The organism is Lactobacillus colini (assembly GCF_017874575.1).
Lineage (GTDB): Bacteria > Bacillota > Bacilli > Lactobacillales > Lactobacillaceae > Lactobacillus > Lactobacillus colini.
In genome coordinates this window covers 1-21,149 of sequence record NZ_JAGGLU010000005.1, presented here as the reverse complement: position 1 = coordinate 21,149, position 21,149 = coordinate 1, and the positions used below count along the sequence as shown (strand labels likewise).

Sequence of the window (21,149 nt, the reverse complement as noted above, 5' to 3'; positions counted from 1 at the left end):
CTCCTTTTCTATTTCTATACTGTAGTTGACAATTCATAATGTTCATTCGTTGTAATAATAGCCGCATAGTAATTTTGTGAACTTGTTTCTGCTTGCCAAATTAACTTATCTAGCCATATACCTAACGCCACTAGTTGCTGTAAGCTGTTTAAAATAATTTTCTCACGCTCTACTGTACCTGCCTGACTAATTGGAATAGTGACCGCAATGTGCCTAGTACCTGTTTGCCAGATTTTTATGTTCGCATTAGCGTTTAGGGCTGTTTTTGAGATATTGGCAATACTGGTATTGGTTCCTTGTGACTTAGCTAATAAGTTTTTCATATAAATTAGGAATTTGTAAAAGTCATCGTCTTGCCCTACTCTGTAAGTCTTTCTATCTTTACCAAGTAAATCTAGAGTTGTCCCTTTAGCTAGAGATATATCGCGCCAGTTTTTAACAATTGAGCTGTTATCACTGACCGCTTCAAATGGTGCATTAAATCCATCTAGCAATTTATAAATATTACTATCAGGATCTTTACGCCAATGATCTGATATTTCGGCTAAAAGCTGACCAGTAGTTACATAAGCCATTACTTAATCACCACCTCAACGTTATCTTCATCACAACTAGGCGCTTCAAACTTCTTGCAAGTTATATCCGTACTACCTAAAGAATTACTATCAATACCGAGCGTAACCGATGCTTCTTCAACGCCTTCAATTCCGTAAATTGCAGGATATAGCTTAGTTAAATGCACAGTTTGACCCATTTCTAAACTGTTAATATTTTCAGCAATGGCTTTTTTAATTTCATCGCTGCTACTGTCTGTATTCCATTTAGCATTAGCTGAAATCTCAACTTTAACATATATTGGTTTATTTTGAGCAAAATCAAATGAAATACCTTTTTTATTGCCACTGTCATCAACGACAGTGTAATTTTTTGATCCTGTGAGAGTAACACCAGCAGCTATATGCTTAGACAATGTGTCCGCTATTTCTTGCCCTTTACCACCTAATACGTAAATATGCACCGTATATGGTGGGTTACCATACTCATCTACCTTATTTTCAGAATTTTCAACGATTCCAACTTCACGCACGCCTGGTAAATTGAGCAATGCTGACTTAATTCCACTGGCTGTAGGTCCTGGCTTGGCTGAATTTTCAAGAATTAGCCTATTTCTGTAAGTACTGTCTGTTTCGGTTTCTTGTCCTCCTGTAGCTGGTGCAGGATTAGTTACATTGATAACTTCATCATCTGGATTAGATATGATAGTAATCTTGTTAGCTTCAACGTTGTTAAAGTCACCCGTTTCATCAGATTGTACTTGCCCGATTCCTTGCCACGTTCCATCTTTTTGTTTAGTTGTTAAAACATCAGTCAAAAGGTTAAATACGATTCCGTCTTCTGTTTCGAATTGTTCTCCCGCTTGAATTAAGTATTCTTCTTCTGTAGTAATCACTATTTCAGCAAACGATGGACTAGCTACCTTTCTAGGAATACCCGCATTACTACCCAACCTATCTAACGCACTTTCTGTTGCTGTAGAAATAAAGGCAGAGTAATAAACTTGCTGCAATTCTTGGATCATTGAAGTTTCGCGCCAAGCAATTAGTCTAGCAATGATACCTAGATTAGAATTACTAGTTAACACAATATCTGAACCGAATTTTGATTGAAAATCATCTTCAACGCTATCTAATATTTCTTCGTAAGTAGGAGCAACGAAACCATTTTCAGTGATTCCGAATTTAAGTGCCAACTTCATACCCTCCTTCTACTTTACTAGTCGAATTATCTTCATGCTTAATTGTTGCTGTAAAATCAACTTCTAAACGGCGATTAGGCAACTTCTTAAACTTGATACTGGTTACATTTTCTACTTCTGGTACTTGTGCAGTAATCGCCGCTCTCATATCTGCAGACGCACCCTCTTCGTTAAAGTTCTTACCTAAAAAGTTTTGATAGTCTGCACCAATTTCAGGCGCTAAATTTTTCATTTCACCGTATCTAATATCAAGTGTCGCTTTTATTCGCTGTAATATTTCATCATCGCCATCAATCATAACCAAGTCGTGAGTTAATGGATCAATGATTAAGTCTCCATTTTCGTCTACTTTTAAATCTTTTACCATTACATTACTCCTACAATGATGCTGTCGTTACTATCGTGCAATCGTGAGCTGTTTAGTTTGAACGGCTTAGCACCGTCCCAGTTATCACTATCACGGTCTAATACAACCACAACAACTACCGCACCTTTATGCATAATAGGCTTTTTGGGACTTTCAGGTGGTATCTTTTTGCTTAAATTTGATCCAGTTTTAGCGTCTATTTTTGCAAACTCACCTGATACCTTATCAAACCATTCATCGAGGTAATAGCAACTTTTCGCAACAGGAATATCTAAAAATTGGGCAGATTTTTGTCCATCTGATCCAATTACCAGCGGTAAAATGTCCGCTACATGTTTTTTTGGATTGTATTTTACTACTGTAGCTAAATAAGCAACTTTGATGCCTGCATATATGCCATGTAATAGCTTTTCAATACCTTTATACCAGCCGCTTTGGATTTCATGCTGTGATGCCATTATTCCCCCCCTAAAGTGCTTCAAGCGAACATTGCGTCTGAAAATTATCGCCATCAGATGAATGTTTGCCAGCTTTAACAAAAAACTTACCCTTTAAGTACTTGCTTTCCATTTTGATACCCACATTAACAGTGATTTCGGGCACTAAAGGCAGTGTTATCTCCCATGTTCCCTTTTCCCCATCATCGCTGGCTTCGCTGTATGTAGGTGGCTGTAATAGGTCTTTATCATCTATTACATACCAAGTACGTTTATTGCTTTTAGGATTTACGATTTCAAGTTTTCCACGTACATATGTCATCTTAGAATTAGTCTTTTTTACCAACTGTTTGAGCAAAGTTAAAGGCTTACCTTTTGCGGTGTAAGCCTTTTTTAATTTTGGATTTTTTGCCAAATCTATTTTAGCTATCTTTATACCTGATTGGCTTGCAATCCCTTGTATAAGCTTTTTATAGCTTGTACCAGCCTTGTAAGTTTTGTTAACGAGTGAAGTTTTAGTCGATCGAGTCTTTACATTCTTATTCTTACCTTTAGAATCTTTAACTTTTTTAGTATTTTTAGATTTCTTATTATTGATTTTTAAGGCTCTAGCTTGGATATTGCTATAGTCTGTACCTTCTGTAAAGGTAATCCCAAACGTATCCGTAGTGCCATCAGACTGATTTACACTTGTTTTAGTGATATACCCTTCTGATATTATTTTCTTTTCTTTGCCCCAGTTAAAGGCTACATAGCATTTTTGTTTTTTACGGTAAAAATCTCTATGTTCTTTTGACATGTTATATAAAGTGATTGAGTTAACTGGTGGTGTGGCAGTATCACTAAAGTTGACTTCGAACCCCATAGGATAATTATGGTTCATACGTTCATTGTTATAGACCGTTTGAGTCTTGCCCTTAGAATTAGTGGTAACAAACCATGTATGTGGGTCTTTAGTAATAATACTCATAATGATACCTCCTCATCTGTTAATTCATCGCTTGTTTCATCAGGGTCATAGCCTAAAGGCTTAATTGTCGGGTCGTCTGTTTCTGACCCATTAGGATCAATAACATCTAAATAGATTTGAACATTACCTTCACCTAATTCACCTAGCCCAGCATCCTGTGCTTTTCCCGTTTCATCCATTACTCTTAAATCAATACTTGGAAGATTTGAATTCTGTAAGTCAATACCCACTAATTGATTTAACAAAAGCGGTTCTTGGCTAAGTAAGGTAACATCATCTTTTAATATCGTCACGGTGTAATAGTTTGCCACCTGGTTGTAATCAATCCTAAATGTATATATTTCACCTGCTAGCTGTATATCAAAAATATCAGGTAAATTATTAACATCTACTGGTACATAATTTCTCACGTAACCACCTACCTCACACGTAACTTTTGACCAACATAAATTAAATTAGCATTCTTAATTTTGTTTACTTTCTGCAACCATGACACTGGTTTGCCGTATTTTTGAGATAACCCCCAAAGAGTATCCCCACCTTTTACAGTAATTGCGGTGTAATTCTTATTACGATTACCACTAACCGTCTTAGATGACTTAGATGATTTCTTTTTAGTCTTTTTTGATGATGTAGTGATTTCAGCTGCATAGACGAACTGAAAAGTTATGGAACATGCTATGTCTGTTTCATAGCTCTTATATGATCGCTGTAGGTCTGAAATAATTAAATGCTTATAGTAAATATTGCCTTTATAAGTCAATTCATAGTGTCGTGAGTTCCAAGTCCTCAAAGTATCAAACTTAGCTAAAGAATCACTCATAGTCTCGCCTTTAATAAGTCCTGAAACTGTAATTGTTTTTGAACTTATACGAGCATGATCTGATCTTGGCGAGCCCTGATCTACTGGCCAACTTGTGATATTAGAAGCTGTATCATCTGATTCATTTTCTGTAGGCGCAATGTAAATAACAGTATCATCGTCACCACTACTCTGATAAATTGCTGCTGTACCTTCATTTCTGAATGATTTAGCATGTTCGCTAACCTTATTAGTAACCTGCTTTAAAGTGTACGCACGATTATCGTCTTTCTTAACCCTATCTAACTTTTTCTTAGCCGCATTTTTAGCATTTTTCAAAATATTAGAGCGTTTATCATAGCCATCTCTTGCCTTAACCGCTTGGTTTATTTTCCTTTGGATTCTACTTCTTTCTGTTGGGCTTTTCGCTTTTGATCTTTGTTTAGCAAGCTTATCAACTAAATTTTGCTTTTTCTTGCTATTAGATACAGCTTTATCGTATTGTTGCTTTACCTTATCGTACTTTTTTTGTGCATCCCTTACAGCCTTAGAAGGTTTAGGATTTTCTAAACGATATCCAAAGATAGTGCTGTCATGAGGTCCATTTTTAGGGACCCCTACTTGTACGCCTGACATTTTTACCTCCTAGCTTAAATAATTGATGGATCTGTACCAAATTCGTCTCCAATCCGAGTGAATAAATCAGTAATCTTGTCTGCTATAATTTGAGCAACATTATTAGCGTCGCTTTCAGATGAAATATTGCCATTAATGTTTATATTAACGACTGGCTGTTGCGGCTTAGATTTAATAACTTTAGGTACTTGCCTAGCTAAATTATCAATTCCAAGCTGCTTTTTAGATTCATTAGAATCATAAATGTGTACGGGTTGCTTAAATTCAGCAATTTCTGGGCCTTTTTCACCAACTAATACTTTTTGATGAAGTGGTGGGTTACCTCCCTTTGCATAGCCGTGCCCTTGTCCTAAATAACTAAGGCTACTGCCATACCTATGCTTAGCATAGTTTAAACCGGCATAAATATTAGACGGGCCATTAAATATACCGCTTGTATCACCTTTACGCTTAAAAGCCTCGTAAGTAGCTCTCTTAGTTTGCATTAATCCAAGTGCTGGACCAGAACCATCACCGTCCGGGTCTGCTCCTGGCTGTCTTGCATAAGGGTTACCACCAGATTCAGTCTGAATTTGACGTAAGACCCTATTAACCATGTCATTAGACGTTGACAGATGCAGCATGCCAAGAATCTTTTTAACAGTTCCTGCCCAACGCTGTACACCATCACCGTTAATATTGCCGCCTAGTGAGCCTTCATCACCCAGATTTTTCTTGATCCAACTAATAGCAGACCTACCAAGTTGATTTTTAGCTAAAGTAATCAAGTGGTTATCAGCCTTCATAGTCTTAGACTTAGAAGTTGCATTGTGCAACCCTCTTACTCTGTAAAAGCCATAACCCATACTCATATCGTCAGAAACATTAGTTACTCTAGCCCTTGGCGGAGTTTCATTGAACATAGTACCTGTTTCAGGATTTTTGATAATTCCTACGTGTCCTGCTGCGCCTGTACCATGACCAAAAATTACTAAGTCACCTGGTATAGTCTTACTGATATTTTTACCAAGATACTCTAAAGCACTGGAGTTTTGCATATCAACAGTTGATCGACCGGCATTAATACCAAAATGGCTTAACGCTTGTGCAACCATACCAGAACAGTCAGATGCAACTTTACTCATAGCTCCCATTACATAAGGCACACCAGCAAAAGTACTTTCAGCATACTTTAAAAATGCTTCTCTAGTGCCACCCTTGCCAGTAGCACCACCAATAGCATTATTAATTACTGTCCACATTGCATTATTCCAAGGAACACCATACTGAGCGGATGAGCTTTGTACTAAGTTGTTTGTTCCTTTTGATAGTACAGTCTTGCCGGGTGTAAGCAATGAGCTAAACATCTGCTTAAAGCTTTTAGCTGGATTTTCGCCATTTTTAGCTGCAATTTTCTTCAGCTCTTCATGACTTACGCCAGAGCCTTTAGCAAAATGTTTTAATCCTAATTGCTGAGTTTGAGTACCATTTAAGACACCCCAGCCTTTTTTCAAAGGCATTACTGTATTTCTACCTTGTGGCAAGAAAATTTCATTCTTTTCGGTAACTACAGCTTCTTGACGCGGACCAGTTTCTGCATCATTAAGCATAGCTAGGGTATTTTCAGTTAAGCGCCCATTGGCATCAGTACCAGTAGCAAACTTTACAGGTTTAATAACTGAAGTATTACCACCGAATTGACCTAAAACTTTATCAATCCCAGATATACCCTTATTTATCTGGTCGATAGTGTCACTCATTGCACTTCTAGCATAGTCGTGCATCTTGTTTAAGGCTTTACCAAAACCTTTTGAAGTGGAATTGCCAAGGCTTATAACTCCATCATGAAGTTTATTCATTTGTGAGTTAACGCCCTTACGCATTGAAGTAAAGTCTGAAACTGTATTCTTATTAGTTTTATTTGTCTGCTTGTCAATTGAACGTGTCATCTTACTAAAGTTAGACACGGCTTCTTGACGAGTCTTAGAAGATTGCCCCTTAGTGTGCTTGGTTATACCTTGCCAAACATTTAAGCTCTTACGTGCCAATTTAACCAGCGTTTGAGAAGATTTATTAGATAAGGTCTTATAGTCTGCATTTACAGCTTGCGCAGGCTTATCAGTTCCTTTAGCATAGCCCTTTAAGATTAATCCTCTACCCAAACCGCCGTTCATAACTTTTAAAGTGTCACGCGCGTTGAGAATGCGTTCACCAGAATGTACTTTTGCAATCTCTGGACCATTAACACCGAGTAAGCGAGCGTTGCCCATTGGTCTATACGCAAGTTCTGGACCTTCTTCGCCGACAAGCGCCCCATGTGTGGCAAGTATTTTGCCACCCTTGGCGTGAGATGGCATTTTATCGTACTTGTACTTGTGTTGACTACCACCACGTGCGTAGTTAACATCATTCAAAAATGCTTTAACGTTGTTTTTAGTGCCAGTCCAAGAGTTACCTACCCATTTAGCAAAATCTCCTAAATGTTTACCTGCACCATTCCAAAAATTATTCCAAGCGCTAGAAATTTTGCCAAAAGTATCATCGAAGCCGACCTTAACGCCGCCCCAAAATGAGTTCCAACCTTTGCCAAAATCCTTTTTAAAGGTATTCCATTTTTTAGGTAAAGTATTCCAAAAATTATTCCAGTTTCTCTTAGTTCCATTCCAGGAATCAGACGCCCATTTTTTAGTATTCTTCCAAAATGAATTCCAACTTTTACCAAAACTTGACTTAAAGGTATTCCATTTTTTAGGCATCGAGCCCCAAAAACTATTCCAATTGCGTTTAGTCCTATTCCATGAGCTCTTAGCCTGCCTATTGGATTTATTCCAGAATGAATTCCAGCCTTTACCAAACTTACTCTTAAAAGAGTTCCATTTTCTTGGCATTGAGTTCCAGAAACCACTCCAGCTAGATTTCATTTTTGCTAAGGTTTTACGAGTGTTAGATGGAAGATTTTTAAAAAAGTTATGACTAGCCTTAATACCCTTATTCCAGCCCTTATGGATATTGTCACCAGTTTGCTTAGCCCATTCTTTTATGGAACTGTTAGTTTTACCTATATTTGATGGAAGGTCATTAAACCACTTTTTAATGTCCTTTACACCAGTGTTAAAGCTGGTTCCAACATTGCTAAACCATTTCTTTGATGACTTACCAAAGGCTTTCATATCATCGCCACGTTTGCCCCAAAATGAATTCCAATCAGAAGCAAAATCAGCAAAGAATGTCTTTGTAGAATACCCAAAGTTTTCCATTGACCAGAATTTTTTGGGTGGCTTCTTTCGTTGAATACCTTTAGTAAAGCTATTTACCCAGCTACCACCAATTTCGCCAGCCTTTTTGCCAACAAATGCACCTACTGGGGCTAGCATAGGACCAACAACGGGAATTAAACTCGTTAAAGCACCGACAGCGATTGAACCTACTCCACCACCAATATCACGACTTCTTTTTGTTGCAGAGTGTCTATCTTTAAAGGCTTGATAAATAGATGTTCCAGCTTCTAGGGCTGTACCTGCTATCCCAAATGCCTTACCGGCAGTGCCGCCTAAAACTTTGCCGCTAGCTTTCATGCTCTTGAATTTAGCTAATGGACTAAGTTTTGCACCACTGGCGATATCTGACATATAGTTGCCAATAGAGCCAGTCAACCCACCTTTTTTACTCAATCCTTCGCCAAGGACACTAAGAATAGATTCCCCGTTTTTAACAGCTTTAATTGCTTTACCTACTCCAAGAATTGCATCTTTAAGTTTTATGATGTTCTTATAACCTTTTAGAGCACCAGAACCAAGACTAATTAACGGATTAGTAGCCGCCTTAATTCCTTTTACAGTAGCAATTGTGACAATAGAATCAGCAATTAATTTAATAGCTGTCTTATTCTTAGATAAAGATTTAGCCCCTTCTGCTAGTTGGTGCAGCGTATCGCCTTTAGAATTTTTGCTTATTAAACCTGTAGCTTTACCAATAGATACAATAATAGTACTGAAATCTTTCCAAGCTGCTTTGCCAACTTCACCAGTTATGGTAATTAAGCTACTTGTCAAAGTTCCAATGTCTTTTGCGTGTTTACCAAGCCAGCCAAAAAACTTTTTTGATTTGCTGTTTAAAGCATCTAAAGTTTTATTAAGGAACTTTGTAGTATTAGTGGCAACATTATGTCCACCTAGTGCCTTAGATATTGAGTTATTAAGTCCAGTAGCCCATGTGTTACCTAATGTGCTAAAGCGTTTCATTGTGGATTTATCAGAGACCCACTTTGATACTGCAGAGGCAAACGGGCTTTTCATATTTGTAAACGGCTTAGTTAGTTCGCCTGCAATTCGTTTGCCGTTAGCTTGGATAACCCTTCGCATACCGGGTAAAGTTTTAGTAAAGTTACCCGTTGCATTCTTATAGCTATCAGATAGCGTATTTAACGCTGTTACAGCAATTTTAGATGATACCTTACCTTTAGACATTTCATCGTTAAATTGCTTCATAGATAGCTTGGTATGATTTTGCTGGTTATAAGTCTTTAATAATTGACTACGATACTCGGGGAATACGTTAACGAAGGACAGCATGTCCTGTGCGCTTACCTTTTGATTAGCCAACATCTGACTAAACTGAGTACCGAAATTCATTACAGCATCATCAGATTTGCCGAACGCATCTTGCAAAGTTAAAACATCTTTGGTCAGCCTGCCTGTTTGACTAGCACTCTTATTGATGGCGTAAAACTTCTGGGACAGCCCATCAACCATTTCTGTAGAGTTTTGAGCAGCTAAAGCCATGTCATTGATTTGTTTAACCATGGCTTGCCCTTTACTTGCATTTCCTGTTAATGTAAGCCAAGTAGCATTCATAGTCTGCTGTTGTTCATTGAACTCTTTACCAGCATTGAAAGCTGACGTAATACCGTTTTTTAATTTTCCAAATAATGATGTTGCGGCAGTACTCAAAACATTAGCAGAAAATACAGATTTAAAAATAGAGTGAGTTTTTCCCGCTTCTTTATTTGTTTCAGCCAGCTTGGATTTCAAGACTTGAAAAGGTGTAGGCCTTATCTTATCCATGGCAGACTGAGCTTCTTTAATTCCACCTCTATATTTAGCTATAGCTGTTGCGTTTTCATTAATCCTTACTTGCTGACGCTTATACGCTGCACTTACTTCACCAGATGAGGTGGCAATTTTTTCTAGGTTTTTTTCTAGATTTTCTTGCTTTTTATTAAGCCGCTCTATTGCAGTCGAATAGCCTAAAACTCTTTGCTTATTAGCTTCATAGGTCTTCCCCTCTGCATCTAAGCGCTTAATAAGTGATGCGGTAGCCGTATCCATTTGATGGATTGTAGTAGGTATTTTAGTAGGGGCATGCATGCCACTAAACATTTTGTCCGCTTGACCTAATTTTTTAAATAAGCCCCCAATTTGTCGATTAGCTTTTTCAATTTCGCTAAAATCAACATGCGCACTTAAATTCCATCCCTCATGTGCTGTAGATTCCATTTATAACCTCCTTTCTACCAAAAAAGAGCACCACTTAGATTAGTGATGCTCTTTTGTTAATTATTTTGACTAAAGAGCTGCCCAATGCCGTAACTAACAGAATTAGCACTAGCTTTTACATCGTCTGTAATGTTTCTGCTTACCACTTCACTTATAACAGCTAACTGATCTTGGCTTGCATTTTCTAAAAGCTCCCATGGTACTCCATGTATAGCTAGTCTTAATTGAGTTTCAACTTTATCAGCAACTTTATTAATCTGATTTCTATCTAAGTTAATCGTTGAGAAATTGAGCGATAAAATCCATAATCTCATCGCACGCTTCAATTAATCCAGGGTGTTCATCGAAAAATGCAACGCTTTTAATTACTGGTTGTACGATTACATTATTAGAAATGACATCATTCATAAATACTGATCGGAAGTAACCTTGTTCGCCGGGCTTCATACAGTCGTCTAAAATTTCCATCGCAATCTGTGTACCAGGATAACGAAGCATTAGTTCATATTCATCTTCTTTTCCTTTATGAATCTTAATGATACGTGTATTACCCAATTTTGAAGGAATTGCAGCCGCTTCAGCCTTCTTTTTTTGTTCTGCTAATTGATCTGCTAACTTTTGAGTTGCATTTTTCTTTGCTACTGCCATTTATATAATCTCCCTTAATTATTCCTAAAATTTGACTAAATATTTAATCTAAAATGCTTTCAATTTCTGCGTTAAGCAAGTGAATTTGCCATGCTCTAGTTCCAGCCTTTTCACCGCTATTTACTTCTGGCATTTTAGCAATGTAACAGTGTGTACCATATACATGTTCTGCACTGTTTCTTACATCCACTGCGAAGTTTTGACCATTAACACCACGATTATATAAGTCAATTAACACTTTGTTAGATGGTGACATTTGATTAAGGTTAAGTGTCATAGTCGCACTAGTCTTATTGTTTTGTGATGCTACAGAAGTACCCATAACATCAGTATCTACAGAAACACGATCGTTGTCCCATGTAACTTGTACAATATCACCACTAGCAGCATATCCGACCATTACATTACCATCAACAACGATAGTAGAATCTGCACCATTAAAGGTTGCCATTAACCCAGTTTGTGGGGAATTTGCGTTTGCCATATGTATTTAAAACCTCCTTATTAAGCAGTAATTGTATCTGATTGAATAGTACCGTTTACAGTTACAGTGTGAATTGCGCCCGCTCTGTGGTATCTAAATGATAATCCAGCATAATGACGCTTAGAAATGTCAGAAATTGATTGAGCAGAACGTGGAGTAGTAGTAACTGTGTAATCACCTTTACCAGTAGTTTCATCAGTTAAAATGATTCCATGTTCCCATGCTGTTTGTAGAACCCTGGTTACGACAGATGCAACTAAGCTAATACCAGTTGCGTCGTATGATATCTTATCGTTGGTTTGGAGCAAGTTTTGTAACTCAGCTTCAATGTTGGATTTAATCCAAATATCACCGTGCAGATTATCAATATATTCACCTGATAAAGTCCAGCCCTCTGTAGTTTGTCCTCTACCATTGATAGAAATGTAAGAAATTGCGTGAGCTGTATCAATGGTTGCTCTTTCAGATACGGTTAAATCATCTGGTGTAATTTCTTCAAGCTCTGCAAACTTCCAAGTTACTGAACCAACAGTCTTAGAGGCAATAGCTCCAATAAAAGCTGCGTCCATTGCTTCTTTAGTATCGTGTACAAGACCAATAGTATAATCTTGCCCGACAATGCTTTCATAGTCTGCAACATTCTTTGACTGAAGTACCAAGAAGTGATCCTTATTAACTTCGAAAATATTAGATGCATTGGTTACATCATCGTTAAAGATATTGTCTGCAAAAATCGCAAACGTCCAATTGTTATACCAAAAGTTCTTTAATGCGACATCAAGTTTACCAGCTGGGTAGCTTAAAACTGCTACTCTATCAGATGCATTTTTTTGTGCAAAGTAAGTATGTGCTTTCTTTGCTACGTTAGCATCTTTTTCATAGTCTTCTTCAACTGCGTCCGCATTAGCGTATTCCTTATAAACTGCGCCACTTTCAGCATCAGTTTTTGACATCAACAAACCAGCTACTTTAGTTGCCTTATTAGGTGTGGAATTTTCGCCAGCTGAGGCGCTTGGTGTTGGTGTCTGAGTCAAAATTAAAATATTGCCCAATCCAATTAATGGACGTGGCTTAACAATAGTAAGTAACACATCAATGTCTGAATTCCGCTTAAAAGGCGAAACTGCTGTTACTGTATCTGACATATATACCTCCTAATTTTCTTCTGTAGTATCTATAGTTTTTATTGTTGTATTAGGAATTGGATTAAAATCTAATTCTTCTTTTTTATATGTAATGCCACCTAAAACCTCGAAAGAACAATCAAAGCCAAAGTCACAGTCATAGTTAATTCCTGCTAAAGAAGTTCTATCTTGTGTATTGGTTACTATCTGAGGGACAATTTTAGCTTGATTAAAAAAATGCCTATACATTTCATCGTGTAAGGCGTCATTCAGCTTAGTAGCCATTTGATTGGCTTCAAATGGTTCGTGAGCGTGGCAATCTATTTGTAACAAGCAAGTAAAGGGTCTTACCTTACCTAACCAATCAGATGTAACTTCCTGCATCGGAGAAATAAAATTGTAGGTTACATAAGGATATTGCTCTCTTTCATTAACCTGATTTTGATAAATAAGGTCACAATCACAAACCACATTCACAAGCTTGCCCAAAATAAAAGCTAAAAGATACTGGTCTTTTAGCTCTGGTTGTTTATATACCATCTGGGTGTTGTTTATCCCCTTTCAGTTCATAAACTATTAAGTTCGAATAATCTTGATAATTAGAATAGCTAATAACTCTATACTTACCGCCCTGTGTTTCACTTTCTACAATTGTTCCAATAGGATATTTGTCACTTGAAAGCCAGATATAATCGCCTTGAATGCTAGCCCCACCACTTAAAAGTTGGGCTAACTGGGCCGAACTATTACTATTAGGTAAAAATGGTTCATGTCTGAGTTCAGGGGCTTCATAATCTTCATTTTCTGATGAATCTCTTATACCAGCTACAAAATGAAAATTATGATTGTCATTAGTATCATTCGGCTTATATACCTTGATATCAGTACCATAGTCTTTAAGCATCCCTTTAACATCAATGTAAAAACTCATTTTACCCTCCTTAAATTGGAATAATTTTATAAGTGATTGAGCGTTGTAGGTTACCAGTATCTACTAAAGGATTATTAGACCGCTTATAGTCAACAGTTGCAGGAGCATTAACTGGCTTAGATAGTCTAATCGCAGACTGCCTCATTAAAGCTACTGCTGTAGTACCTAACTGATTTAGTAATTTATCAGCTGTACCGCCTTCAAAAGTAATATTATTAACACCTTTTTCAATTAATCTTTTAAAAGTTGCCCCATTTTCAAGCAAGGCAGTTCTCATAAAAGGTCTTGATGGTATAGTAACTTCTTTTACTAAGTAAAAATAAACTTTTATTTTGCCATTTTTACTTTTAGTGTAAAGTACATTCTTTTTATTTGATCTACGTAAGCCCTCTATTTCACTTGGCTTTTTAGGTAACCCATCATCGCCCCTGGCATATCTGGTAGGAATAGTTAGCCAATTACCTTTTTTAGGGACGATATGAGCGCCATATTCATTAGCTCTCACAATTGTTAATAATCGACTGTTTCTTTCTCCAAAGAAACCAACAGCTACTTGATATTCATTAAGTTTTTTTAACTCTTCAAAAACCTTATCCCAGTTGTTATAACCTTCTCTTTTAATCAATGCTGGATCACCGCCACATGTGCGCGTCCGCCATTAGCAAACTGTTTGTACAAGCGTAAGTACATTTGTCCCCAAGTTGAAGTATTTAGCCACCCTTGTACATTAATTTTTGATCTATAAGTTCTTTCAATAACGCTAACCTTTTCACTGGCTATACCTTTAGCACTCGCTTCTGAGTCCATCGAAGCAAGATGTAGTGTCATATACCTAGTAGCTAGTTCTTGAATCGGAACTCTTACACGACCCTGATTAACATATTCTGGGAATCCATCTGCTAAAACCTGAATTGTTGCATCATTAATAAGTGCTGTTAAAGTTTCATCAGACTTATCGCTTGTTAACTCTGGTGCGGTTGCCTTGACCTCTTCTAAAGTTGTTAGTGGATTCATTTTTTAACCTCTAGGCTTTAGTTAAACCTGGCATTTGTACAAAATGCTTTGGATAACGCACTACAACACCGCCAAATTTTTCGTGATATTTGATTTCAGTGCGTGCCTTAAAGTGTTCTTGATATACTCTTTCCAATGGAATAGCTGTAGGAATACCTGCAGTGTCAGCATCATCAAGATAAGCTAAAGCCATATCTTGTTTTCTACCTGTATACTTAGCTTCAAGTTCTTTGATAACTCTAACTTCCTTAAAGTATTTCTTTACATAGTCTTCAACACTGTTGTCTCTATATTCGTTGTAAAAAGTATCAAGCAATGTTTCTATACCAGCGGTAACTAAAAGTACAGGCTTATCATTAGAATATCCGAGGTCAGTTATTAAGTGAGATGCTTTCTTGAAGTAATTTAGCATCTGTTCGCCACTCATTTCTTCAAGAATTTTTTCCGGCTTTAACTCTTGAAAACCAGTTTTATCCTTTGAACTGGTAATACCGTTAATATTGTCATCCTTTACGCCATTAAAGATAACTTTATCTTCATATTCAGCCATTGCTCGCATAGCTTGATTACCACGACGAGTTAAAAATTGAGTATCACCAGCTGCATTAGCTTCTTCTAATTCTATGTCAGTATATTCAATTCCGTATTCCCATTCGGTCATTGGCATATATTGTCGTACCCTTGTTTCGTCACCTACTGGCGTATCGGTATTTCTACCAGTTTCACTTGCACGGCGTGCCTTACCAGTAGTTTTGATTACATCATAACCATATGATGATGCGGTTCTTGGTACTGGGAATGACTTAAATAAGGAACGCCCAGCTAATTGAATTTTTGCTTGTTGATAGATATGAGTATCTAATGCAATTAAATCACGTTTACTAATTAAACTCATATTATAAGGCATTAATACTTACTTCCTTTCTACTTACCTGTTTCTTGTGTTCCACTTGGTGCAGCTTGTTTATTTGAAGGGTCTTGTTTTACGTCTGGTGCGGTTAGATTAGTGTTACCTGAGTTATTGTCAGCATTAGCAGAATCAAAGACAACACGAGTTTGTAAGATAGCTGTGTTGCCCTTATCACCAGAGCTTAAAAAGACACCTACGATCTTATCGCCAGCACTTGCCGCCTTAAAGTTACCATCTGCATCAACGGTGGCATTTTCGTTTTCGTTAACATCTTCACTGATTGGTACTGCAATTGTTCCATCACGCAGCACATCAACAGCATTGCCTTTATACCAGTGGTCATTTTCCATTTCTTCAGGTACAAAGTCGATACTTTCTGTCCATTGACGCTTCAATACAACGCCAAAGATAGGCGCCTTAGTAGCTGGTACTGCTAGACCGTCTTTAATAACAACTGCTTGACCAAACTTTAAATCTGCACCAGCTGTAACAGTGTTAATACTGTAATTTTCAAGGGTTGCAATCTTACCAGCACTCAAATTACCATCAGAATATAATTCTGGGTCATCTAAAATAGCCATTTATATCATCTCCTTAATAATTGTAAATAGAGTTGCGAGCTTCCATAGCCTTAGATTCTAAGTCACTCAATGAATCGCCCTTAATTTCTGCACCAGTATAGCCAACTACTGAGCTAGGCTTACGGTTAGCTACCATAGAATCAAAGTAGGCATTAACATATTCATTTGACTTATTATCAAGGTCGATCGAATCATTAACAGTCTTAATTGCTGCCTTTTTCATGTCTTCTAAGGATTTACCTTTAAAATCGTATGAATCTCCAACATAGCTCTTAACGACCTTAATTAAATTCATTCGTTCTTCAACAGCCTTGTCTAAGGCATCGCCTTCAAATTTAGACTTATAAGTTGCTAATTCCTTGTCAAGAGAATCAGCCTTAGCTTGTGATTTATCTGCGCTAGCTTGCGCTTCATCCGCATTGGCTTGTAAAGCAGCAACTTTAGACTTATACTCTTTGATTTTAGCTTCATATTCTGCAATTTTTTTATTAGAGTCAGAATTGTCAGAGTCAAGCTTCATAAGCTTATCTACGTCTTGTGATGCAACGGTAATATCAGTACCGTTAACATGTACTTTAGTAGTTTCCATTAATTTTTGTTCCTCGCTTTCATCTTCTATCAGCATTTCTGCACTATCACCAGTTAAACGAACAGAATGCCCTGCACGCCCCCGCTTTACTACGGCAATGTGATTAATTTGAATATTTTTTTGAATACTGTCATATGTCATCCCTTTATAATTCCCTTTTACTGGGTAATTATTAGTAGAAAATCCAATAGATAGTTCTTGTTTATCACCTTTAAGTACTCTATCTATTAAGTCCTTATTGGTAATAGTCATATCAACTTTAATCATCCCATTTTCAGCATGTGCATTGTCGGCTGTAAATCCTTTCATGTACTTTTCAGAATTTCGGGAATTTACAGCCTCTTTGGGGTGATCTTCTGTTATAGGCTTGCTATTAGCTGTTTCGATGGTGCTATCCGTAAGTAAATCATCCGGAAGTTTAGCTTCCATCGTTACCTGCCCTTTAGCATTTATGTAAGGGAAGACACCAACCCTAGCAATAGGTACATTATCAGCATGTAAGTAGCCAGTTTGTTGGTCTAGCCTTAAATTATTGATAGGTGCAGAATCGTACCTAGTAAGCATTTTATTTGCCTACTGGAACTGCAACGGGCTTAGTTGGAATTTTAAGTTCTTGCCCTTCTTTAATTCGTGGGTTGAGCTTATCTAAGCCATTAAAATACCGCAATTGTTCATAACCAATGTGGTACTTGTTAGCAATATCTAACAATGTTTCACCTTTAGCTACTTTATGCACTGAGTTATCCACAGCTTCACCTCCCTTCAATGGTGGTTTAACTTCAATTGGTGCGGTTACCTTTGGAGTAACCAATGGCTTAATTGGAGTATCTAAAGGTTTAGTTTCTGTTTCATCTACATTACTTACTTGGTCAGTTTTGACCACATTTTTAGTATCTTCCATGTAAAACCTCCTATTTTGTGTACAAAAAAGCACTCTATTGAGCGCTAAAAGATTGGTAGTGCAACACAACGACACCTAATTGGTTGACCGGGTCTTTGACCATTATCTCCACCATTAGGATCATCATATTGTTGCTCTGTTTGATTTAATTCTTGGTGTTTCGGTCTAACTCTTTGATCTTCTACGGATTGCCATATATAAGACTTTGCACCAGCTGTTTTTGCCCTGTACGAGTCTAAGTCACTGATAATTGAGCCCGTTTGGTCATTAGCTATCAGCGAGGCGTGCTTTAAACTCATATTTGTACGCTTAACAATGTTTTTAGTCAGACCAGTTACACCATCTCCACTAGTAATACTTTCATATATATCATTTTGTAGTTTATCAATGTAATCATTTCTCATAGATTTGATGAGAGATGTATTTTCCTGTATACGAGTCTTAACATAAGCTGCCGTTTCTTTATTGCTCTTAATAGGATCAATACCAGCTATTTTCGCTTGTACTTTTACATTATTAAAGCTAAAGCTATCAACAGATTTAACAAATTGCTTAGTTAAATTATCTAAATATACATCGCTTTGACTATGTTCTATGGTCGACTTCATAATTGCAAAATATAAAGATAGGCTTTCGATCCAACTAGGGTAGCCAGTAAAATTATCATCTTTCAGAAATACATTACCGCCCTTGATATTCTTAGAAATATAAACATCTACAATACTTTGAGCTATAGTTTGCCATGATTTAACTAGCTTTTTTAATTGCCTTTCGTACCATTGTTCTATTTTTAATGGATACCTGGTAGGCGGTACATTTCTAGTGATCTTTTTGATTTCTTTATCATTTAGTTTTTTATTCATTTTTTAAATTTTTCAATCTTTTTAATGATATCAGATTTAAATCTTTCAACATCGCTATCACTTATATCTAGACTATCTTCTTTAGTGGCTTGCATTCCGCTAATCTGGTTATTATCTTGACCATCTATGAGCTTAGCCGCTTCATCTGGGGCTTTAATACCAGCGTTGACTAAGGTCGCTGCAGCATTAGCATAATTAACTAATGTCTCGCTTTGAGTCTTATCATCTGGGCTATATAGCGGATTAAATTCAAGCTTCCAATGCAATTTTTCAGGATCTTCACTACCTCCGGCAACATCACTAGCCCACATAAGCAATTTAATAATATATTCGATTTGTGGTCTCAAATATTCTTCTTGAAAAGCCTTAATTGAGTCATAGTAGTTGACCACATCTTGACTAGCCCCCGCCAAGGTACCAGCTTGTTCGCCAGTCAATACGGATTTAGGAATTTCGGCTGAAGTACATATGTTTTGCCAAGCAAAATTGTACAATTCGCTAATTCCGGACGTTTGTGTTGATAATTTACTCAGTCTGTCAACATCATTTAAAACGACAACACTTTCTGTAGACATTCCTTGTTCTAGCTTGGTTTTGTCTCTCTCAAAATCAGCAGCATTTTCTTCTGCCATAGAACGGCTATTTAAAACTTTTAATGTATACTCATACAAAATCTTGCCAGTTGAATATAAAGCAGTGTCTAGTGTTTTTAGTGGATCTAGACACTTTTCAAGCACGGATGTGCCGTGCCAGTCATCCTCCATCTTATCTAGCGACAAGTGGAAGTATCGACTACTATCGATGACTACTGGCTTTAAAACCGTTGTTTTCGGTATTACATTACCTTGATTGTCTATCTCATCTCCGCTTTGATGAGGATCTAATACAACGGCGCTTTCTTTACCATAATCTTCTCCTGTTGGATCATCATTAGTAAGATTTTTCCTTACATGATTTTCTCCAAAGGCATGAATGAAAGAGATACTGCGTATATTTTGAGGATCTAGCGGCTGATTTAACGATGTTGGTATATTTTCCTTAACGCCAAAAGTAATATAACCATCACCATGTTTTCTCTGATATATAACCTCTTGTGCAAGTACTTTTTTTAAATCAAGTGCATCTAATGCTTTTTGATATTCTGCCTGCTTAGTAGGATTATCAGGAATGATTAAGCGCCAGCCGTTTCTAGTCGCATCTTGAGCTGGCTTAGCTACTATGGTGTGAGCTATACCATTACGCTTATACAGATTATCTAGCGTATCATAATCCATTTCTTGACCATGAAACGGCTGCGGTCGAATGCTACCAAACTTAGCAAACGTACGCCCTCGACTGTCATAGTCCATAAAGTCAACCTTGAACTCTTTTTTAGGCTTGAATACATCAAATAGTCCCATGTTTCACCTCCTTTAAATAAACCGTGGACCATGATATTTTCTAATTTTCATGTTGTTTAAAGCCTGTGTCATTGCGTCCACACGGTCATCATGTGGTGCATTAGGGAAGGAATATACTTCTTCTAGCCAATCTTCAATTTCAGGTTTCCAAAGTGGGTGCGGTACATAGACGTTGCCAGACTCCCATAAAGGTGATACTGCACTAGCACGGACAATTTTACCTCCATCAGGTTCAATAGGTATAATTCCACCAATTTCACTTTTTAAAGTATCTATAATGGCAGAACCATTAGCCTTGTCTTCAATGTATTTGCTTCTTGCTTGTGGATAAAGTCTCGTTAAATACCTAATTTTATCTAGTGTTTCAGTGAAAGATAATCTTTCGTGCACCGAATTAGGCATAAAAAAGTAGTCTGCATCCTTTCTAGTCCATACTTGACCTGCTACGAAGTCATCATTTTCGCCACTCTTAAAAGTAGCATCCCAACTTTGACACCATCCATCTAAGTGACGCGGTAATATTTTTACTTCTTTTTCAGTCAGACCAAGCTTGTACATTGTTTCTTTATCAGGGACATAAAACTTAGTCCACTCGCGCTTAAAGATATTACCACCTTGAATAGTGGGGCTTTGTTGATATAGGGCTGTAAATTTTTGTGTCCCCATGTCGTGCTTGTGGATTTTCAGCTCTTTTAAGCTGTGTAATTCAGGGCACAAGGCTTCACCATTATGTCGTCCTATAATATCTACTTCACCTGGAGCTAATTCTGCGATAGCAGGTAATTTAATCTCTTCCCATGGTAAAGACATCTTTTTTAATAATCGTCCTGCTAGGTCATCTTGCTGCCATCTAGTCATGATGACTATAACAGACCCGCCTTTTTGGAGCCGTGGATAGAAGGTTAAGTTCCATTCGTTCCATATTTTATCTTTGATGGTCTGTGAGCTTGCTTCTTCCGAGTTTTTTACAGGATCATCAATAATTAGCAAGTCTGCTGACATACCTGATGCACCACCTAACATAGATGTAGCCACAAAACTCCCACGATGATCTTTTACCGTAAACTCATTGGCAGTATTCTTGCCTATATCTAATCCAAAAACATGAGCCCATTTGATATACTTACGCCGATTATCTGTAGCAAATTGACCAGATAAGCCGAAAGCGTAAGCTGTCTCCATAACTCTTGCTTCTGGGTGTGTTAGCAAGTAGTAAGCACCAAACGTTTTAGTGATAGATAAGCTCTTTCCGTGCTGTGGTG

At 37.3% G+C, this 21,149-nt stretch carries 23 protein-coding genes; all 23 read right to left on the bottom strand.

Annotation, left to right across the window (positions count from 1 at the left end):
• Positions 1-14: 14 nt before the first annotated feature.
• Entirely contained in the window at positions 15-575 is a 561-nt protein-coding gene (locus J2Z60_RS05335; protein ID WP_209686651.1) for a hypothetical protein, read from the bottom strand.
• The gene (locus J2Z60_RS05330; protein ID WP_209686650.1) at positions 575-1,756 is read right to left on the bottom strand and encodes a baseplate J/gp47 family protein; all 1,182 of its coding nucleotides are present in this window, start codon (positions 1,754-1,756) and stop codon (positions 575-577) included. Before J2Z60_RS05330 ends, J2Z60_RS05335 begins: the two co-directional genes overlap by 1 nt.
• Positions 1,740-2,123: a contractile injection system sheath initiator gene (locus J2Z60_RS05325; protein WP_209686649.1), complete on the bottom strand. Its 384-nt coding sequence runs from the start codon at positions 2,121-2,123 to the stop codon at positions 1,740-1,742. The genes J2Z60_RS05330 and J2Z60_RS05325 overlap by 17 nt, the downstream gene beginning before the upstream one ends.
• Positions 2,123-2,581: a hypothetical protein gene (locus tag J2Z60_RS05320; protein WP_209686648.1), complete on the bottom strand. Its 459-nt coding sequence runs from the start codon at positions 2,579-2,581 to the stop codon at positions 2,123-2,125. Before J2Z60_RS05320 ends, J2Z60_RS05325 begins: the two co-directional genes overlap by 1 nt.
• A gap of 10 nt (positions 2,582-2,591) precedes the next feature.
• Positions 2,592-3,530, bottom strand: coding sequence for a hypothetical protein (locus J2Z60_RS05315; protein ID WP_209686647.1), 939 nt, complete (start codon positions 3,528-3,530; stop codon positions 2,592-2,594).
• The gene (locus tag J2Z60_RS05310) at positions 3,527-3,940 is read right to left on the bottom strand and encodes a phage baseplate plug family protein (protein ID WP_209686646.1); all 414 of its coding nucleotides are present in this window, start codon (positions 3,938-3,940) and stop codon (positions 3,527-3,529) included. Before J2Z60_RS05310 ends, J2Z60_RS05315 begins: the two co-directional genes overlap by 4 nt.
• A gap of 8 nt (positions 3,941-3,948) precedes the next feature.
• Positions 3,949-4,968, bottom strand: a complete 1,020-nt coding sequence (locus J2Z60_RS05305; RefSeq protein WP_209686645.1) for a LysM peptidoglycan-binding domain-containing protein — start codon at positions 4,966-4,968, stop codon at positions 3,949-3,951.
• Between the two features lie 14 nt (positions 4,969-4,982).
• Positions 4,983-10,442 (bottom strand): tape measure protein, encoded by a 5,460-nt coding sequence (locus J2Z60_RS05300; protein ID WP_209686644.1) that lies wholly within the window; start codon positions 10,440-10,442, stop codon positions 4,983-4,985.
• A gap of 56 nt (positions 10,443-10,498) precedes the next feature.
• Complete coding sequence (locus tag J2Z60_RS05295) at positions 10,499-10,756, bottom strand: hypothetical protein (protein ID WP_209686643.1); 258 nt, start codon at positions 10,754-10,756, stop codon at positions 10,499-10,501.
• Entirely contained in the window at positions 10,716-11,090 is a 375-nt protein-coding gene (locus tag J2Z60_RS05290; RefSeq protein ID WP_209686642.1) for a hypothetical protein, read from the bottom strand. Before J2Z60_RS05290 ends, J2Z60_RS05295 begins: the two co-directional genes overlap by 41 nt.
• Positions 11,091-11,133: 43 nt before the next feature.
• The gene (locus J2Z60_RS05285; protein WP_209686641.1) at positions 11,134-11,574 is read right to left on the bottom strand and encodes a phage structural protein; all 441 of its coding nucleotides are present in this window, start codon (positions 11,572-11,574) and stop codon (positions 11,134-11,136) included.
• 20 nt (positions 11,575-11,594) lie between these two features.
• The gene (locus J2Z60_RS05280; RefSeq protein ID WP_209686640.1) at positions 11,595-12,719 is read right to left on the bottom strand and encodes a DUF3383 family protein; all 1,125 of its coding nucleotides are present in this window, start codon (positions 12,717-12,719) and stop codon (positions 11,595-11,597) included.
• A gap of 9 nt (positions 12,720-12,728) precedes the next feature.
• Positions 12,729-13,238, bottom strand: a complete 510-nt coding sequence (locus J2Z60_RS05275) for a phage neck terminator protein (RefSeq protein ID WP_209686639.1) — start codon at positions 13,236-13,238, stop codon at positions 12,729-12,731.
• Positions 13,228-13,629, bottom strand: coding sequence for a hypothetical protein (locus J2Z60_RS05270; protein ID WP_209686638.1), 402 nt, complete (start codon positions 13,627-13,629; stop codon positions 13,228-13,230). Before J2Z60_RS05270 ends, J2Z60_RS05275 begins: the two co-directional genes overlap by 11 nt.
• Positions 13,630-13,639: 10 nt before the next feature.
• Positions 13,640-14,254 carry a hypothetical protein gene (locus J2Z60_RS05265; protein ID WP_209686637.1) on the bottom strand — a complete coding sequence of 205 codons (615 nt, stop codon included), beginning with the start codon at positions 14,252-14,254 and terminating at the stop codon, positions 13,640-13,642.
• Positions 14,251-14,643: a DUF4054 domain-containing protein gene (locus tag J2Z60_RS05260; protein ID WP_209686636.1), complete on the bottom strand. Its 393-nt coding sequence runs from the start codon at positions 14,641-14,643 to the stop codon at positions 14,251-14,253. Before J2Z60_RS05260 ends, J2Z60_RS05265 begins: the two co-directional genes overlap by 4 nt.
• 10 nt (positions 14,644-14,653) lie before the next feature.
• The gene (locus tag J2Z60_RS05255) at positions 14,654-15,550 is read right to left on the bottom strand and encodes an encapsulin (RefSeq protein WP_209686635.1); all 897 of its coding nucleotides are present in this window, start codon (positions 15,548-15,550) and stop codon (positions 14,654-14,656) included.
• A 17-nt stretch (positions 15,551-15,567) separates the two neighbouring features.
• Entirely contained in the window at positions 15,568-16,134 is a 567-nt protein-coding gene (locus J2Z60_RS05250; RefSeq protein ID WP_209686634.1) for a structural cement protein Gp24, read from the bottom strand.
• 13 nt (positions 16,135-16,147) lie between these two features.
• Complete coding sequence (locus J2Z60_RS05245) at positions 16,148-17,287, bottom strand: DUF2213 domain-containing protein (protein ID WP_209686633.1); 1,140 nt, start codon at positions 17,285-17,287, stop codon at positions 16,148-16,150.
• A 1-nt stretch (position 17,288) separates the two neighbouring features.
• Positions 17,289-17,624 (bottom strand): LysM peptidoglycan-binding domain-containing protein, encoded by a 336-nt coding sequence (locus tag J2Z60_RS05240; RefSeq protein ID WP_209686632.1) that lies wholly within the window; start codon positions 17,622-17,624, stop codon positions 17,289-17,291.
• A 44-nt stretch (positions 17,625-17,668) separates the two neighbouring features.
• The gene (locus J2Z60_RS05235) at positions 17,669-18,487 is read right to left on the bottom strand and encodes a phage minor head protein (protein ID WP_245328728.1); all 819 of its coding nucleotides are present in this window, start codon (positions 18,485-18,487) and stop codon (positions 17,669-17,671) included.
• Positions 18,484-19,887 carry an anti-CBASS protein Acb1 family protein gene (locus tag J2Z60_RS05230; RefSeq protein ID WP_209686631.1) on the bottom strand — a complete coding sequence of 468 codons (1,404 nt, stop codon included), beginning with the start codon at positions 19,885-19,887 and terminating at the stop codon, positions 18,484-18,486. The genes J2Z60_RS05235 and J2Z60_RS05230 overlap by 4 nt, the downstream gene beginning before the upstream one ends.
• Before the next feature lie 12 nt (positions 19,888-19,899).
• On the bottom strand, positions 19,900-21,149 hold a 1,250-nt coding region (gene terL, locus J2Z60_RS05225), incomplete at its 5' end, for a phage terminase large subunit (protein WP_209686630.1).